The 17,845-nt window shown below is 36.5% G+C and carries 17 protein-coding genes and 1 riboswitch; of the genes, 5 read left to right on the top strand and 12 right to left on the bottom strand.

Annotated features, from left to right (window positions below; translation table 11 throughout):
* Positions 1 to 10: 10 nt before the first annotated feature.
* The 3 genes from gatA to JFT89_RS19245 all read right to left on the bottom strand — a co-directional run bounded on the left by gatA (position 11) and on the right by JFT89_RS19245 (position 2,151).
* A complete protein-coding gene (gene gatA, locus JFT89_RS19255) occupies positions 11 to 1,468 on the bottom strand; it encodes an Asp-tRNA(Asn)/Glu-tRNA(Gln) amidotransferase subunit GatA (protein ID WP_002010048.1) in 1,458 nt (485 codons plus the stop codon).
* A gap of 14 nt (positions 1,469 to 1,482) precedes the next feature.
* Positions 1,483 to 1,773: an Asp-tRNA(Asn)/Glu-tRNA(Gln) amidotransferase subunit GatC gene (gene gatC, locus JFT89_RS19250; RefSeq protein ID WP_000086999.1), complete on the bottom strand. Its 291-nt coding sequence runs from the start codon at positions 1,771 to 1,773 to the stop codon at positions 1,483 to 1,485.
* Between the two features lie 141 nt (positions 1,774 to 1,914).
* Positions 1,915 to 2,151, bottom strand: coding sequence for a YiaA/YiaB family inner membrane protein (locus tag JFT89_RS19245; RefSeq protein ID WP_002029490.1), 237 nt, complete (start codon positions 2,149 to 2,151; stop codon positions 1,915 to 1,917).
* Positions 2,152 to 2,381: 230 nt separating this feature from the next.
* Here JFT89_RS19245 and JFT89_RS19240 point away from each other — a divergent pair, with 230 nt between their 5' ends.
* From JFT89_RS19240 to JFT89_RS19225, 4 genes are all read left to right on the top strand, one after another.
* Positions 2,382 to 2,864, top strand: a complete 483-nt coding sequence (locus tag JFT89_RS19240; protein WP_033706340.1) for a MarR family winged helix-turn-helix transcriptional regulator — start codon at positions 2,382 to 2,384, stop codon at positions 2,862 to 2,864.
* 75 nt (positions 2,865 to 2,939) lie between these two features.
* On the top strand, positions 2,940 to 4,121 hold the full coding sequence (locus tag JFT89_RS19235) for an ArsA family ATPase (RefSeq protein ID WP_201040637.1): 1,182 nt from the start codon (positions 2,940 to 2,942) through the stop codon (positions 4,119 to 4,121).
* Positions 4,114 to 4,305: a DUF3926 domain-containing protein gene (locus JFT89_RS19230; RefSeq protein WP_002091335.1), complete on the top strand. Its 192-nt coding sequence runs from the start codon at positions 4,114 to 4,116 to the stop codon at positions 4,303 to 4,305. Before JFT89_RS19235 ends, JFT89_RS19230 begins: the two co-directional genes overlap by 8 nt.
* Positions 4,306 to 4,368: 63 nt before the next feature.
* A complete protein-coding gene (locus JFT89_RS19225; RefSeq protein ID WP_080001730.1) occupies positions 4,369 to 4,851 on the top strand; it encodes an HXXEE domain-containing protein in 483 nt (160 codons plus the stop codon).
* A 167-nt stretch (positions 4,852 to 5,018) separates the two neighbouring features.
* Here JFT89_RS19225 and JFT89_RS19220 read toward each other — a convergent pair whose 3' ends face one another.
* The 3 genes from JFT89_RS19220 to JFT89_RS19210 are packed head-to-tail and all read right to left on the bottom strand — an operon-like array spanning position 5,019 to position 7,569.
* Positions 5,019 to 5,873, bottom strand: coding sequence for a MetQ/NlpA family ABC transporter substrate-binding protein (locus JFT89_RS19220; protein ID WP_201040461.1), 855 nt, complete (start codon positions 5,871 to 5,873; stop codon positions 5,019 to 5,021).
* A gap of 21 nt (positions 5,874 to 5,894) precedes the next feature.
* Positions 5,895 to 6,560 (bottom strand): methionine ABC transporter permease, encoded by a 666-nt coding sequence (locus tag JFT89_RS19215; RefSeq protein ID WP_002091343.1) that lies wholly within the window; start codon positions 6,558 to 6,560, stop codon positions 5,895 to 5,897.
* Complete coding sequence (locus tag JFT89_RS19210; RefSeq protein ID WP_002029486.1) at positions 6,550 to 7,569, bottom strand: methionine ABC transporter ATP-binding protein; 1,020 nt, start codon at positions 7,567 to 7,569, stop codon at positions 6,550 to 6,552. Before JFT89_RS19210 ends, JFT89_RS19215 begins: the two co-directional genes overlap by 11 nt.
* Before the next feature lie 126 nt (positions 7,570 to 7,695).
* A riboswitch (SAM riboswitch) is annotated at positions 7,696 to 7,800 on the bottom strand.
* Between the two features lie 242 nt (positions 7,801 to 8,042).
* On the opposite strand from JFT89_RS19210, the gene JFT89_RS19205 reads away from it, so the two are divergent.
* Complete coding sequence (locus JFT89_RS19205; protein ID WP_002091344.1) at positions 8,043 to 8,588, top strand: cysteine hydrolase family protein; 546 nt, start codon at positions 8,043 to 8,045, stop codon at positions 8,586 to 8,588.
* A gap of 313 nt (positions 8,589 to 8,901) precedes the next feature.
* Here JFT89_RS19205 and pruA read toward each other — a convergent pair whose 3' ends face one another.
* The 6 genes from pruA to pcrB form a co-directional block, all read right to left on the bottom strand.
* Positions 8,902 to 10,449: an L-glutamate gamma-semialdehyde dehydrogenase gene (pruA, locus tag JFT89_RS19200; protein ID WP_002063565.1), complete on the bottom strand. Its 1,548-nt coding sequence runs from the start codon at positions 10,447 to 10,449 to the stop codon at positions 8,902 to 8,904.
* Positions 10,450 to 10,600: 151 nt separating this feature from the next.
* Positions 10,601 to 11,371, bottom strand: a complete 771-nt coding sequence (locus JFT89_RS19195; protein ID WP_002063563.1) for a TSUP family transporter — start codon at positions 11,369 to 11,371, stop codon at positions 10,601 to 10,603.
* A 94-nt stretch (positions 11,372 to 11,465) separates the two neighbouring features.
* Entirely contained in the window at positions 11,466 to 12,662 is a 1,197-nt protein-coding gene (locus JFT89_RS19190) for a CamS family sex pheromone protein (RefSeq protein WP_201040460.1), read from the bottom strand.
* Positions 12,663 to 12,678: 16 nt separating this feature from the next.
* On the bottom strand, positions 12,679 to 14,688 hold the full coding sequence (gene ligA, locus JFT89_RS19185) for an NAD-dependent DNA ligase LigA (RefSeq protein WP_002063561.1): 2,010 nt from the start codon (positions 14,686 to 14,688) through the stop codon (positions 12,679 to 12,681).
* A 15-nt stretch (positions 14,689 to 14,703) separates the two neighbouring features.
* Complete coding sequence (gene pcrA / locus JFT89_RS19180; protein ID WP_002063560.1) at positions 14,704 to 16,935, bottom strand: DNA helicase PcrA; 2,232 nt, start codon at positions 16,933 to 16,935, stop codon at positions 14,704 to 14,706.
* A gap of 12 nt (positions 16,936 to 16,947) precedes the next feature.
* Positions 16,948 to 17,637: a heptaprenylglyceryl phosphate synthase gene (gene pcrB, locus JFT89_RS19175; protein WP_002063559.1), complete on the bottom strand. Its 690-nt coding sequence runs from the start codon at positions 17,635 to 17,637 to the stop codon at positions 16,948 to 16,950.
* Positions 17,638 to 17,845: the final 208 nt, after the last annotated feature.

Below are 17,845 nucleotides of genomic sequence, written 5' to 3'. Positions count from 1 at the left end.
GCTCGCCTCCTTACAGACTTGCTTTTTTTGTATGATAGTCTGTTGCTTGCTCAAACGCATGTGCAACGCGGTAAATCGTCGTTTCATCGAAGTGTTTACCAATGATTTGTAGACCAAGTGGCATGTTGTTAGCACCGAATCCACATGGAACAGAAATCGCTGGAACACCCGCTAAGTTTACTGGAATTGTTAAAATGTCATTTGCATACATTGTCATTGGATCGTCCACTTTTTCGCCTACTTTAAATGCTGGAGTTGGCGTTGTTGGTCCAATAATAACATCGTAGTTAGCAAATACATTTTCAAAGTCATTTTTAATTAATGTACGTACTTGTTGTGCTTTTTTGTAATATGCATCATAGTAACCAGAGCTAAGAGCAAATGTACCAAGCATAATACGACGTTTTACTTCATCACCGAAACCTTCGCTACGTGTGTTTTTGTAAAGATCTAATAAGTTATTTACATTATCAGAACGAACACCGTAACGTACGCCATCAAAGCGTGAAAGGTTCGCAGATGCTTCAGAAGAAGATAATAAGTAATACGTTGCTAGAGCGTATTTAGAGTGTGGAAGAGATACTTCCTCCCAAGTTGCGCCCATACCTTCTAACACTTTTAAAGCAGCTAGCACTGACTCACGAGCTTCTTCGCCAACACCTTCGCCTAAGTATTCTTTCGGTACAGCAATACGTAAACCTTTAACATCGCCTGTTAAACCAGCTAAGTAGTTTCCTACTTCAACGTTTGCAGAAGTTGCATCCATACGGTCAATACCTGAAATAGCTTGTAATAAGTATGCATTGTCTTCTACTGTACGTGTAATCGGTCCGATTTGGTCAAGTGAAGATGCGAATGCTACTAATCCGTAACGAGATACGCGTCCGTAAGTTGGTTTTAAACCTACAACGCCGCAATATGCAGCTGGCTGACGGATAGAACCACCCGTATCAGAACCTAGAGAGAATAATACTTCTCCTGCTGCTACTGCTGCTGCAGAACCACCACTAGATCCGCCTGGAACGTAATCTAAGTTCCATGGATTTTTTGTAGCGTAGAAGCCTGAGTTTTCATTTGAAGAACCCATTGCGAACTCGTCCATATTTAATTTACCGATTGTAACTGTGTCAGCAGCTTTTAGCTTTTGTACAACTGTCGCATCGTAAATTGGATCGAAGTTTGCTAATATTTTGCTCGCACAAGTTGTACGAAGACCGTTAGTTACAATGTTATCTTTTACACCAATTGGCATACCGAATAATAAACCATTATCCTCAGCACCAATCTTTGCATCTAATTCTTTCGCTTTCGCGCGTGCATTTTCTTCATCTAATGTAAGAAAAGCTTTTACGTTATCTTCAACATCCGAAATACGTTTGTAAGATTCTTCTACTAAATCCGTAACGGAAATTTCTTTGTTGTTTAACTTCTTATGTAACTCTGATACAGAATGATCAAATAATGACATCGAAATTCCCTCCTCTATTCTAATACTGCTGGAACACGGATTTGATTATCTTTGTGATCCGGTGCATTTTTTAATACTTCTTCTACTGGTAAACCTTTTTCTGGCACATCTTCACGCATAACATTTTTCATAGTTAATACATGAGTTGTTGGTTTTACATCAGTTGTATCTAATTCATTTAACTGTTCTGCAAATGTAACAATTGCATCTAGTTGTTTTTGAAATTTTTCTGCTTCTTGATCAGTAATTGCAAGACGTGCTAAATGTGCTACGTGCTTTACATTCTCAACGGAAATTCTTGACACGGCTAGGCCACCTCCATAATATATCGTTCAATCTACAATACTATTGATGATACCAAATTTTCAGTACTTCAAGCAAGTCAACACACGGCACTTACGGTATTTTTACATAAAAAAAGAAAGGCAAGTGCCTTTCTTTACAATTTACTCTTTATCTAACGATTTATTTTTCGGAAATCTTTCATTATCTTCCTCATTATCACGAATTGTTTTTTGTAATACAAAACAAGACATCGTTAAAAATAATGTTCCGATTAAATAGTACCCTTTTACACTAAGCGTTTCATCTAACGTGTAAATCCCAATTAGCATTCCTGAAAGCGCACAAACAAATGAAGTCCATGCTAAAAACGTGAACGCTTGCGTATTTCGTCTTCTCATCGTTCTCCCCCTCGTTAGCTGTACACCTATTATAGATAAATATATTTATCACAATGGGTTTTTATGTAAAATCATTTTTCTATTTATTAATCTATCACAAAAAATTTCTATTTTGAAGATAATTTTCTTTCTAATCTGAAAAAACAGTTAAAAATATTGACATTTATTTCAATTCCACATAAAATAAAAACAAATATTACGAACCTCGAAATATACGGGAGTGGAAATAATTGTTGCAATATGAACATTTTTTAGACTTACTGCTAGATAACGCCAAGAAACTTTTCTATCCTGAAGAATGGGTAAGCCTTGATTTAACACTTTCCAAGACAGAAGTATTTTGTTTACTTTGGATGGAGCGAAATACGGATATTACAATGACAAAAATCGCTGATCTTCTTGATATACCGATGAGTACAACAACGGGCGTTGTAAATCGCCTTGTAAAAAAGGGATATATTGAACGCTACCGGAATGAAAGCGATCGACGCATTGTATTAATTCGTTTAACAGAAAACGGCGTAATGCTCGTTCAAGAAGTAAAACAAAATGCGGCCCATTACTTTAGCCTAGTGACAGATGCATTGTCAGAAGAAGAAAAAGCATTCTTACTACAAATATTCCAAAAGATCATGAATCACATTGCTACGTCACAGCAAAAAATAGAAGAAAAGGTTTCTACACCTAAAATGAAAAACATTCCGATTGAATAAGACCCTAGTTGGGTTTTTATTCAATTAAATATTTCGACACTCGTAATATTCGATACTCGAAACAAAGGGGATAGAATAATGAGAATTATTTTGTATACAGGTAAAGGCGGCGTTGGAAAAACTAGCATTTCAGCAGCAACAGCAATCCAAAGTGCAAAACAAGGATTAAAAACCTTAGTAATGAGCACAGATCCTGCTCATAGTTTAGGGGATTCATTTGGCATAAAACTATCTTCTGAGCCACTAGAAATTCGCGAAAACTTGTGGGCACAAGAAATTAACACTATTTATGAAATGGAAAAAGGCTGGGGGAAATTGCAGAAATATATTACACTACTCTTCACTTCCAAAGCAGCCGATGATATTACAACAGAAGAATTAACGATGTTCCCTGGTATGGAAGATTTAATTAGCTTACTTCGAGTACTCGATTACTATAAACACAACACTTACGACGTCATCATTATTAATTGCGCACCGACTGGAGAAACTTTAGCAATGCTTAGCTTTCCAGACATGCTCGGCTGGTGGATGGAAAAACTCTTTCCTATTAAAAGGAAGATTTTAAAAGTTGTTCGTCCTGTAGCTCAACCACTTCTTGGTGTCCCCCTTCCAACTGATGATATTATGGACGAATTAACGAATACGCTTGAACAACTTGGAGAAATGAGAGATATTTTATCAAACCGAGAAGTAACGAGTATTCGCGTTGTTGTAAATCCTGAAAAAATGGTCATTAAAGAAGCTCAGCGTAGTTTTACTTATTTAAACTTATACGATTATAACGTAGATGCCATTATGATTAACCGCGTCATCCCTAACACTGTTACCGACCCTTACTTTCAGGCATGGAAAGATACACAAAAGAAATATAAGGCGTTAATTAAAGATAGTTTTCAGCCACTTCCTATTTACGAAGCTCCCATGTTTGAACAAGAAGTTGTTGGTTTACCTATGTTAGAGCGTGTAGGAAATGCTTTATTCAAATCAGACCCTTCTCCTACTGAAGTGAAATTTAATGGCCGCACACAATATGTAAAAAAAGATGGCGATGAGTATATTTTCGTTCTGTCTATTCCCTTCTCAAACAAAAGTGAACTTTCATTAAATCAAAAAGGTGATGAACTTATTATTCGAGCCGGCTCTATGAAGCGAAATATCACCTTACCAAAAACATTAACACACCTTTCTATTCAAGGAGCTAAGTTTGAAGATGATGTACTAAACATTCGGTTTGGAGGTGTAGTACATGCATGATGAATTACTAAGAAAGGTAATTCGTACAAAAATAAAAATCGGTATGCGTATATTAGAAGAGCTACCGAATCCGATTCAGCAATCAGCTAAGCACGCACTAAATATTTTGCAAGAGGAGCTCTCCTCTTATGCTGAAGAACAACCGCAACCTGAGAGTAATTTAAAAAGCATCATAATTGAATAACTATACCCTTGTAGAAAGCCTTTTCTTATAGGCTTTCTATCCCTTTATTGGAGCTGATATAAGTTGATAAACACATCTTCAACAAGACATTTCACCACTAATATAATCTGGCTAATCCCCCTTCTATTCTTTTTTCATAACCTTGAAGAAGCTTTCCAAATGCCACAATATATCGCTAATCGATTTTCGATCCATTTTATAACTAACAAACAATTTTTCATTGCAATTTCCATATTAACAACCTTCGTCTTACTCATAGTCATTCTATATCAATTAAGCATCATATCTTCTATTTACTTGATCATTTTTATACAGGGCTGTATCTTCTTTAACGCCGTTCAACATATTATCTTGTATTTCATTTATCGTTCTTATAATCCAGGAGTAATCTCAGCATCTATCATTATCCTATTTTCTCTTTTCTTATTTTCATCAAAGAAACTATTAATCCCTAAAAAGAAATTAGCAAGTACACTCATTTTTAGTTTAATCTCTTACCCAATCATAATTTGGATTTCCTTATTATTAGCCAGCTGCTTTAATTAAAAAAAGACCAGGAAAACTCCTGGTCCATCACTCTACTTAACAAACATTGGATTCTATGTTATACAAAATTGGAAGGTACAGAATTAGGGTTTTGTTTGTTAAGTAGATTATATGTTGAACGAGCTAACAGCGGAGGGGTTCCTACTGCTAGTCCGTTAAACTCAATATTATTTTGCGATTTTTGCAAGCTCATCAAGTGAAAGATCTACTGAAATTGAACCATCATTCGTTTCTTTCTTAATTGCATCTGTTACTTCTTTTGAATGATACAATTCAATTACTTTTTTCAGCGTTGGATCATCTTTGTCTTTCGTACGAGCTGCGAAAATATTAATATAGGCCTTTGCATTTTCATTCTTTGGATCTTCTAAGAAAATAGGATCCTTCGCTGGATCTAATCCAGCTTGACCAGCAACACCGTTATTAATAACTGAAGCCGCTACATCTTTTAACACACGAGGTGTTTGCTGTGCGATAACTGGTGTAACTTTTAGCTTCTTCGGATTTTCAGCGATACCGCTTGGATCCCCAAATAGACCAAAATCTTTCTTAAGCTTTAATAATCCAGCTGCATCAAGAAGTTTTAATGCACGTGCTTGGTTCGTTGGATCATTCGGAATAGCAATTTCCGAACCATCTGGGATTTCATTTGCTTTCTTATATTTTTCAGAGTATAAGCCCATCGGTGCAATTTGCGTTGTACCAACAGCTGTAATATCTAACTTATGCTCCTTTTTAAATTGCTCTAAGAAAGCAATGTGCTGGAATGAGTTTAGTTCAATATCTCCATCAGCTAACGCTTTGTTGGGTGTTGTGTAATCAGAGAACTCAACCAGTTTAATTTTAATCCCTTCTTTTTCAGCTTTTTTCTTTAAAATTTCCCAAACGTCTCCATCTGTTCCAGTTACACCGACGCGAACTACTTTCTCTTTCGCTCCTGCACCTGTGTCTCCACCTGAGCAGCCGCTTAACGCTGTAATTCCTACGATCGCTGATAATGCAAATGCTAAAATTTTCTTCATTTTCTTTTCCCCTCTTCCTTTTTATGATCTGCGTAAAAAGACTTTCGCAAAGTAGTTCCCTAAATTTTGAGCTACCTGTACAAGAATAATAAGTAAAACGACCGTTACAAACATAACTGACGTATCAAAGCGTTGATAACCATATGTCATTGCTAAGTCACCAAGACCGCCACCACCGACAAGTCCTGCGACTGCAGAAAATTCAATTAAACCGACCGTCATAAACGTGACACCTAGGATCAATGGTGCTAAAGCTTCTGGTACGAGGATTTCAAAAACAATTCTAAGTGGTGAAGCGCCCATTGCTTGTGCTGCTTCAATTACTCCTTTCGGAACAGAAACAAGATTTGTTTCAACCATTCTAGCAATACCAATTGATGCCACTAACGTCATTGGGAAGATTGCTGCAGCCGTTCCAATCGTCGTTCCAATAACACTTCTTGTTAGTGGGCTTAAAGCTACTAAAAAGATAATGAATGGAACCGGACGAATTGTATTAATTATGATATTAAGAATAGAAAAGACCCATTTATTTTCTAAAAAATTTCCTTTTCTCGTTACATACAACAGTAAACCTAGAGGTATACCAAGAATTGTAGCGAATATAAGGGTTACAATTACCATTAAGAGGGTATCCCCCGTCGCATCTAATATGCGAGGCCAAAATATACTCCAATCAACTCGCATGAGCTTCTACCTCCTTCAGCTGCACTTGCAGTCTTAGATGTTGTAATGCTTTTTGAATTTCTTTCTGTTCACCTTGTAGTTCTACAAGAAGATTTCCAAATAGCACATTTTGGAGTTCAATAATATTTCCATACAGAACATTTACATCGACGTTATAGTTTTTCGCAATATATGATAGTACAGGCTGTCCTGTCTCTTCCCCAGTAAAAGTCAGGCGATAAATCTGACCTCCGTTTTGAATTTTCGCTAGAACACTTTCTGGTAAGTGATCATTAATAACAGAGCGTACAAAATTTTGAGTGGTCTTTGTTTTTGGTTGTGTGAAAACGTCAAACAGTTTTCCTTCTTCAATTACTTTTCCTTTTTCCATAACGGCTACACGGTGACAAATTTCTTTCACAACGTGCATTTCATGTGTAATAAGTAGGATCGTTAAATTGTACTCTCTATTTACTTTCTTTAATAAATTTAAGATTTCTGTTGTTGTTTCCGGATCTAAAGCTGATGTTGCCTCATCACATATGAGAATATCCGGTGATGTCGCAAGTGCTCTTGCAATCCCAACACGCTGCTTTTGTCCACCTGATAACTGTTCTGGATAATAGTTCGCTTTATCTTCTAAACCAACAAATTTTAGTAGTTCATTCACTCTTTCTTTTATCTCATTCTTCGGCAATTTCGCTAACCTTAATGGATAAGCAATGTTCCCAAACACCGTTCTTGAATTAAATAGATTAAAACTTTGGAAAATCATCCCAATTCTTTGTCTTAGTTTCCGTAATTCTTTCGCCGATAATGATGTAATATCTTTATCATCTATTGAAATTGTTCCTGCAGTTGGTCTTTCTAACATATTTACTAAACGTAATAACGTACTCTTCCCAGCACCACTAAATCCGATAATGCCAAAAATTTCGCCCTTTTCAACTGACAGCGTTACATCCTCAACCGCATGAACAGATTGCCCACCTGATTCATATACTTTACTTACATTGTTAAAAGAAATCATTTTCTTCCCTCCTATATGCTGTAAAAACTTGAAGTAGAGCTTTCGAGGTAAAATAAAAAGTGCTCTCCTTCTTATCAGTAATAAAAGATAAGAAGGAGAGCACTTTTATATGTACTCATTCACATCTTCTCATCTTCCAAGCCTTTATAGGCTTGCTGGAGTTAGCACGGTATTAAAAAACCCGTTGCTGAGGTATCGTAGGGCCAGTCCCTCCACCTCTCTGGATAAGAGTGTATTGATTTAATTGTCGTTTAATTAAGTCTTATTATAGAACTCAGAATAATGAGAGTCAATACAATTTTTAGAAAAAACATTAATTATTTCTCTATTTAAATTTTTAAATAAGAAGTAACAATACAATAGTGATTTTTAAAGTTATGTAAAATCCTTCTCACTCATACTTTTAAAAAGGAGAATCTTCTCTACTCATTGAATAACATTATTTGAATATGAAATCGGAGGAAGATAGATATATGAAAACAGCTCTTTTGCTCGTCGACATTCAAAATGATTATTTTCCAAGCGGAATGATGGAATTACGTAATCCAGTAGAAGCAAGTGAATATGCTAGTCAGCTACTACAACATTTTAGAATAAGAAACGAACCTATTTTTCATATCCAACATGTAGCTATAAAAGATAGCGCTACTTTTTTCCTACCCAATACAGAAGGTGTCCATATTCACGAAAATGTCCGTCCACTTAGAGAGGAAACCGTTATCCTTAAACATTATCCAAATAGCTTCCGAGAAACTGATCTTCTAGAACAATTACAACGTTCAGGAATTGAGCACGTCGTAATATGCGGGATGATGACCCATATGTGTATTGATGCTACAGTAAGAGCTGCTTTTGATTTTGGCCTTCACTGTACCGTAATACACGATGCTTGTGCTACAAAAGATCTTTCATTTAAGAATGCTACTATACCAGCTGTTTATATTCATAATACAATTTTGGCGAGTTTAAATGGAGTATACGCAAATATAATGAGTACAGAAGAGTTTTTAGCGACCTAAAAAAAACACTCCTTTCAGTTAGCAAAGCCGAAAGGAGTGTTCTCTTGTCTAACCATAGATTTTCTTTCAAATTGTATTATACAGGAAATCCTCAAAATGAATACTAAAAAATATGACTAATAAGTCAATTTTTCTCGCTGTTTTGTTTCTATTTTCATGTTTATCCCGATATTAATAGGGTTTAACTAATTCAAAAGAACAAATAGTAATATTTGGCAACATTTTCTTGATTGAAATTAACTAGCTTCTATTATAGAGAGTTTCTCAAAAAGAAAAGATCTTCACAGTCTGTGAAGATCTTTTCTACTATTTCTTATAAAGTTTCAGAAGTAGTTTTTGCTTGCATGTGAAGCGCTAAGTAATCAGGGCCACCAGCTTTAGAGTCTGTACCAGACATGTTAAAGCCACCGAATGGTTGGTAACCTACGATTGCACCAGTACATCCACGGTTGAAGTATAAGTTACCAACGTGGAAGTCTTCACGTGCTTTTTCAATATGGTCACGGTTGTTAGTAACAACTGCTCCTGTTAAACCGTATTCTGTATTGTTTGCAATTGCAAGTGCATGATCAAAGTCTTTTGCTTTACAAAATGCTACTACTGGTCCGAAGATTTCTTCTTTCATTAAGCGAGCATCTTCTGCAACGTCAGCAACGATTGTTGGTTGGATGAACCAGCCTTTAGAATCGTCTCCTTCGCCACCTGATACGATTTTACCTTCTTCTTTACCAATTGCAACATAGCTCATTACTTTATCGAATGCAGCTTGGTCATTAACAGGTCCCATGTTAATATCTTTTGCATCTGGGTTACCTACTGTTAATTCTTTTGTTAATTCAACAGCACGATTTAATACATGATCGTATACATCTTCATGGATTACTGCACGAGAACATGCAGAACATTTTTGTCCTGAGAATCCGAATGCTGATGCAACGATAGATTTAGCTGCTAATTCAAGATCTGCCTCTTTATCAACAACGATTGTATCTTTACCGCCCATTTCAGCGATAACACGTTTTAACCAAATTTGTCCCGGGTTTACTTTTGCTGCACGTTCGTAAATACGAATACCTACATCGCGAGATCCAGTAAAGCTAACGAAACGTGTACGAGGGTGATCTACTAAGTAGTCACCAACTTCAGAGCCATTACCTGGAACGAAGTTTACTACGCCAGCTGGTAAACCAGCTTCTTCTAATACTTCCATAAATTTCGCTGCTACTACAGGAGTTGTACTAGCTGGTTTTAGTAATACTGTGTTACCAGAAACTAAAGCAGCTGTTGTCATACCTGCCATAATTGCGAATGGGAAGTTCCAAGGAGAAATGATAACACCTACTCCTAATGGAATGTAAGAGAAACGATTATATTCAATTGGACGGCTTTCTACTGGCATACCGTCTTTTAATTTTAACATTTGACGAGCATAATATTCCATAAAGTCGATTGCTTCTGCTGTATCAGCATCTGCCTCATTCCATGGTTTACCTGCTTCTTTTACAAGAATAGCAGAGAACTCATGTTTTCTACGACGAACGATTGCTGCAGCACGGAATAAAATGTCTGCACGCATTTCTGGTTTTGACTTTCTCCAAGTTTGGAATGTTTCATCCGCTACTTGCATTGCTTTTTCAGCTAATTCACGGCTTGCTTTTGAAACGCGACCAACAAGTTCCTCTTTATTTGCAGGGTTTACAGAAACAATCTTGTCTTCTGTAGTGATTTTTTCTCCCCCGATAATTAATGGATAGTCTTGTCCAAGATAAGATTCTACTTTCTTTAAACCCTCTTCAAACGCTAATTTGTTAGCCTCTACTGAAAAATCTGTAAATGGCTCATGTTTGTATGCTACTACCATCTTTTTAGCCTCCCCTTAGAAAAACGTTTACATTTTACAACATTATTCTACACGATAATTTAGATTTATTCAAATATTCCTAGACTTATATTTTAAAAATTAATAAATTTTTAAAATATAATAAAAAAGAGATTCATACATACGTATGAATCTACAAAATATGAGTATATTCCAAAACATTTTTCCCGATTAATAAAATAGTAACTAATAAAAATAAAGTCCTTACATATCCAACACCTTTTTGAACCGCAAACTTCGATCCAAAATAAGCACCTAAAATCATTGATAATCCCATAATTATACCGTATTCAAAATGAATCACATCTAAAAATAAAAAAGTAATTAAAGATACGATATTACTAACGAAGTTCAAAAGTTTTCCAGATGCTGCCGCTTGAATAAAATCCAAACCAATTAATAAAAATGCAAAAATTAAAAAGGATCCTGTCCCTGGTCCAAAAAAACCATCATAAAATCCTATCATTAAAATAACAAAGAAAAACATTAATGTTTTTCCTTTTGTCATCTGTTTATAGGTAGATGCACTTCCCCAATCTTTTTTCGCAATAATATAAATGGCAATAAAAACCAACATTACGAGCACTAGTGGCCGCAAAATATCAGGCGGAATAAACTTTACTACTAAAGCACCTGCGACCGCTCCAATAATAGTTAACGGGATTAACTTTCCTACAATCCGAAAATCAACCTTTCCTGATCGAATAAAATAAATTGCACTCGTAAACGTCCCCATTGTTGCAGCTAATTTATTCGTTGCGATTGCCGAAGCTGGCGATAAACCAACAAACATAAGTGCAGGAAGCGAAATTAACCCTCCACCTCCAACAACTGAATCAATGAAAGCCGCTAAAAATCCAAATGCAATTAATAAAATAATGACTTGAAAGCTTAGTTCATCCATAACTTTTCCCCTTACCCCTTTATTTATAACATTTTAAATTATAACAAAATTCCTCAAGAAAAAAAGCTGTTCCATAAAGGAACAGCTCTCATATTTAATCTAAAATTTTCACAAACGGCTCATCTTGCTTCGCTTCACGTATAATAATAGCTTCTGGACGTTCTACAGATTTAATTGTTACTTGTACTTTCATATAATTCGGGAAGTATTCCATAACAAGTCCAGCTACATATTGTGTAAAACCAATTACTTCAGCTTTCCCATTGAATTGGACAGGAATATCGAGCTTCATTTCTTTTAATTCATCATCTCTATACATTCCAGTACCGATAACAGCTGTATAATCGCCTTGGAAATACTCACTTAACTTCGCTTTAAAGTTTGACACCCTTGCAAGGTCTTCACGTTTATTATCCGCTTTTGCTTGTTCAGACGGGAACAAATAATATTTCTCATTGATTGGTTTCCAATCCTCAACCGTTTCACTACCTTTTTCTACCTTAGCATAAGAAACAAAATTCCCTGGCACAAGTGAAGACTTTGGACTTTGACGATAAATTGCAAATGTTATCGGAACATTTTTTGTCGCAGCGTCTTTTTGATGCATGAATTTCAAGATTTCTTGGGCCATTCTTTTCCCTTCAGCTAACATTTTTTCATCTGGGATTGCAGCCTCACGTGGATACCCATGCTCTTCCTCATAATATTGAACAGAATTCATCGCTAATCCAATTACAATGCCATCAGGTTCATCATCGTTCTCACCTTTTTGCACGTGGTAATCATGCTCTAAAATATTTGAGATATACATTGGATGTTTTTTATTTTTCACTTCTAGTGACTCCGAACCTTCACTTAAGGCTGGATTCAGTCCGATATTCGGAAATTTAACTGCATCTTTTTTCAACTTATCCTCTAGCTCTTTTTGTTCAGCATCTGTACGCTTTCTTTTTACAAGCATTTGTATATCTTGAGCCTCTAGAAACTTTCCGCCTTTAAAGAAATAATCTTTCGTACTAAATGATTCTTTGGCAATGCGCATTAGTCCTGTTTCAAATTCATCTATATCTAGACGACTATTTAAACCTTGTACAACTAAACCACGTGCCTTACCTGGATCAAATTGAACCGTTGTCTTATAATATTTATCCGAAATGGAGTATTTCGGGATAACTGCTTGTTCTTTCGCTTTCCCCGATTTCTCAACTGCTTTTTCATCTTTATTGGAACCCATACTACACCCACTTACAAGTAGGCTAAGACTTAATACCGCTAACGCTATTTTTTTCATCGTAAGTTTGCACCTCTTACTTATTCAGCTCTTGTAAGAACCTCTCTTCATTCCAAACTTCAACATTGTGCTTCTCTGCTTGCGCTAATTTCGAACCAGCAGCTTCACCAGCAACAACTAAATCCGTACTTTTACTAACACTTCCTGTTACTTTTCCACCTAATGCCTCAATCTTCTTCTTCGCCTCACTGCGGCCCATAACTTCTAATTTCCCTGTTAAGACGACAGTTTTTCCTGCGAAGTACGATTCAACATTTTGTAAATCAGCAATTTTTATACCTTTGTATGCCATGTTCACGCCATACTCTTTAAATTGTTGTAATAGCTCTAATACGTCTTCATTATCGAAATACGTTACAACGGATTGAGCCATTTTTTCACCAATCTCGTTAATTGTTTTTAGTTCTTCTTCCGTTGCTTTCACAAGCTCATCCATCGTTTCGAAATGCTCAGCAAATGTACGTGCGGCTTTCGCACCGACGTGGCGAATACCAAGACCGAATAATAATCGCTCTAATGAGTTTTCCTTAGAATTCTCAATTGCTTGGACTAAATTTGTTGCTGATTTTTCACCGAAACGTTCTAGTTCTAATAATTGCTCTTTCGTCAATGAATATAAATCAGCAAACGTACGAATATAATCCGCATCAAAGAGTTGTGTAATTACACGTTCTCCAAGTCCGTCAATATTCATTGCATTTCTTGAAACGAAATGAATTAATCCCTCGCGAATTTGAGCTGGACAAGTCGGATTTATACATCGAAGTGCTACTTCTTCTTCTAAACGAACAAGTTCACTCTCACATGCTGGACAATGCGTTGGCATATGATATTCTTCTTCCTCACCAGTACGCTTATCAAAAATAACGTTCACAACTTCAGGAATGATATCTCCAGCCTTTTTCACAACAACGTAGTCACCAATTCGAATATCCTTTTCACGAATTAAATCTTCGTTATGTAAAGAAGCACGACGAACGATAGTACCAGCCACTCTAACTGGCTCGAGCTCCGCAGTTGGTGTTACAACTCCTGTGCGGCCGACACTTAATTCAATCCCTGTTAATCTCGTCACAACTTCTTCAGCTGGGAATTTATAAGCTATTGCCCATCTTGGACTCTTTGCTGTAGTTCCTAAGCTTTCTTGAATAGCAACATCGTCTACTTTTATAACGATTCCGTCAATCTCATAATCAAGATGCGGGCGTTTTTCTTGCCACTCTTCTACATAGGCTATTACGTCTTCAATTGTTTCACATGTACGACGATATGGATTCGTCTTAAATCCAAGCTCACCTAAGAAATCCAGTGATTCACTGTGGGATGGAATTGTTTTTTCTTCTACATTAGCAAGACCATACACAAACATAGATAAGTTACGCTTCGCTGCAATTTTCGGATCAAGTTGGCGTATCGATCCTGCTGCGGCATTACGTGGATTCGCGAATACATCTTCACCATTTTGCTCTTTTTCCTCATTTAATTTAACGAATGAACGCTTCGGCATATAAGCCTCGCCTCGTGCTTCTAACGTTACTTCTTCATTTAAACGCAGCGGGATAGCTTTAATCGTTTTTAAGTTTTGGGTAATATCTTCACCCGTTATACCATCACCACGTGTTGCTCCTTGAATGAAGCGTCCTTTTTCATAATGAAGTGAAACAGCAAGTCCGTCAATTTTTAATTCGCATATATATCTTACATTCGCATCATCAATTCCCTGATGTACTCTTCGATCAAAATCACGCAAATCTCCTTCATTAAACGCGTTTCCTAAACTTAACATTGGTGATTTATGCGTTACCTTTTCAAATATATCAAGAACAGTCCCCCCAACGCGAATGGAGGGAGAGTCTTCACTCATAAACTCTGGGTTCTCTGCTTCTAATTTTATAAGCTCCTGCATATCACGGTCATATTCCGCATCAGAAACAGAAGGATTGTCTAATACGTGATATTGATAGTTAAATGTATTTAACAAATCACGCAGTTCTTCTATACGTTTTTTTGTTATCTCTTTTGACATATCCTCAGTCCTTTCCTATTGTTTCGTCACAGGTGCAAATTTTGCTAATAAACGTTTAATACCAATTGGGCTTGGGAACGCAATATCTAATTCTTTTGAATCTCCTTCACCCTTTACACTTACAACTGTACCGACTCCCCACTTCTGGTGAGCAGCTTTATCGCCTATTCCCCAGCCAATTTGCTCGCCACCTGTCGTCTTAACAGCCGGACGCGCGAAAGCTGAACGAGAACGTGTTGTAGTTGCGCTTGTCGTTCTTCCTTTTGCACCAAATGAAGTTTCACGCTTCGGTGCTGTTTCGTTTAATGGTTCTACTAATTCTGCCGGAATTTCTGTAATAAATCGAGATGCTGCATTCATACTTGTTCTACCAAATAAAGTACGCATTTGAGCATTGGATAAGTATAGCTCTTCTTCTGCACGAGTAATACCTACATAGGCAAGACGACGCTCTTCTTGCATTTCATCCTCTTCCATAAGAGAACGAGTATGCGGGAATATCCCTTCCTCTAAGCCAACAATAAAGACAACTGGGAACTCTAATCCTTTTGCTGAGTGCATCGTCATTAAAATAACTTCTTCACCAGCAGTTGGATCTTCATCTACACGATCAATATCCGCAACAAGAGCTAAGTCTGTTAAGAATGCAACAAGGCTCTTATCTTCGCTTTGGGATTCAAATGTTTGTGTAACAGATAAAAACTCGTCTAAGTTTTCTAAACGACCTTCTGCTTCTAAAGAACGCTCATTTTTCAACATATCGCGATAGCCTGTCTTCTCAATAACTTCTTCTACTAATTCTGTAACAGATAAATACTCTTGCATATTTACCCAGTTGTGTAATAAACTTGCGAATTCTTTTACTGCTTTTGTTATTTTTGCACTTACACCAACATGCTCAATCTCATCAAATACAGCAGTTAATGAGATTCCGTTTTGCACACCATAATTAATAATTTTATCGATAGAAGTCGCACCAATCCCGCGCTTTGGCATGTTTATAATACGTCCAAAACTAATCTCATCATCTGGATTCCCAATTAAACGTAAGTACGCCAAAATGTCTTTAATCTCTTTACGATCATAGAACTTAGTACCGCCGACAATTTTGTAAGGGATATTAGATTTTAGGAAAATCTCCTCAATCATACGAGACTGGGCATTTGTACGATATAACACTGCAAAATCAGTATATTTTCGGTTCCCCATTTGAATATCGTCACGAATTTTTTTCGCAACAAAATACGCTTCGTCCTTTTCGGTTGCAGCACGATAATACGAGATTTTGCTTCCAATTTGATTGTCTGTCCATAATTTCTTCGGTTTACGGTTTGAATTTTTTTCAATTACAGCATTAGCTGCATTTAAAATATTTTGTGATGAACGATAGTTTTGTTCTAACAGAATAACTTGTGCATTCTCATAGTCTTTTTCGAATGACAAAATGTTAGAAATGTCAGCCCCGCGCCAGCGGTAAATAGACTGATCCGAATCACCAACAACACAAAGGTTTTTAAAACGTGATGCCAAATGTTTAACAAGAAGGTACTGGGCTTTGTTCGTATCTTGATACTCATCAACGTGAATATATTGGAACTTACGCTGATAAAACTCTAGCACTTCTGGAACACGTTCAAATAGCTGAATCGTCGTCATAATTAAATCATCAAAGTCTAATGAATTATTTTTTAGAAGGCGTTTTTGATATTCTGTATATACATCGCTCGTTAATTTTTCATATGGATCAGCGGTTGTAATTTTTTTTGCATATTTATCTGCAGATAACAGTTCATTTTTCGCATTACTAATACCCGCTAAAATAGAGCGTGGTTCAAACTTCTTCGGGTCAATATTGCGCTCCTTCATAATTTTCTTTACTACAGTTAACTGATCACCTGAATCTAAAATCGTAAAGTTACGATTAATACCAATGCGGTCAATATCACGTCGTAAAATACGTACGCACATAGAGTGGAACGTAGAAATCCAAATATCTTCTGCTTCTGGTCCAACAAGTTTATCAATACGCTCACGCATTTCACGAGCAGCTTTATTTGTAAAGGTAATTGCTAGTACATTCCATGGCGCCACACCTTTTTCACCAAGTAAATACGCAATACGGTGTGTTAACACACGTGTTTTCCCACTACCTGCGCCTGCCATTAATAGAAGTGCTCCATTTGTTGTTTGTACTGCTTTTTGTTGCTGCGGATTTAAACCATTTAATAACTTATCTGTCGTACTCATATGTGCCTGCACCTACTCTCCTTTTACTGCTTTAACTGTTTTTAATGCCGATTTTATATCATCATAAATAACATTTCCAACAACTACTGTATCAGCATACTGCGCCATTTCTTTCGCTTGTTCTGCATTAGAAATACCACCGCCATAATATAGCTTAGCTTGTTTCAATTCTGCTTTTACATTTTTAACAAGCTCAATATCTCCATACGTCCCGCTATATTCTAAATAGAATATCGGTAAATGTAATAGCTTGTCTGCTAAACGTGCATATGCAATAACATCATCTTCTGTTAAATCACATTTTGCATCTGTAAGCTGGGCTACTTTCGCTTCAGGGTTTAAAACACAATACCCTTCCATGAAAATTTCGTCCCAGTCCATAATATCCCCAAATTCTTTCAATGCCTCATGATGAACACCTGTTACCCACTCTACTTTTCGGCTATTTAAAACGCTTGGGATGTAATAAAAATCAAATCCTGGTGTAATTGCCTCCACATCAGAAACCTCTAACACACAAGGAACTGCATATCTGCGAATGCTAACTAGCATGTGTAATACATTATCAATTGTTATACCATCACTTCCGCCTACAATAACAGCATCCGTTCCAGACTCACAAATCATTTCTAAATGTTCGTCACTTAACTCCTTATTTGGATCAAGCTTAAATACATGTTTCCATTTGGAAATATCGTACATGAAAACACCCTTTCTTTTCTCTAGTTATATAATTTCTGTTCAAAATAACAGTTAATTTTTATCAAGATTTTTTACATTCCTTGCTATATCTTTACCAGACTTTTTGAACTTCCTTACTATATTTGTTCAAAAAGGAGGGTATAGAGAGCCGAGCAGGTCGAGGCGCATTCGCCAGGAGGAACGGAATGTAGTTTTCTCTACATGAGTA

It is taken from the genome of Bacillus sp. TH25, assembly GCF_016650935.1.
Classification (GTDB): domain Bacteria; phylum Bacillota; class Bacilli; order Bacillales; family Bacillaceae_G; genus Bacillus_A; species Bacillus_A mycoides.
Note: the sequence above shows the minus strand (reverse complement) of the source record. Positions and strands in the feature narration are given on the sequence as shown.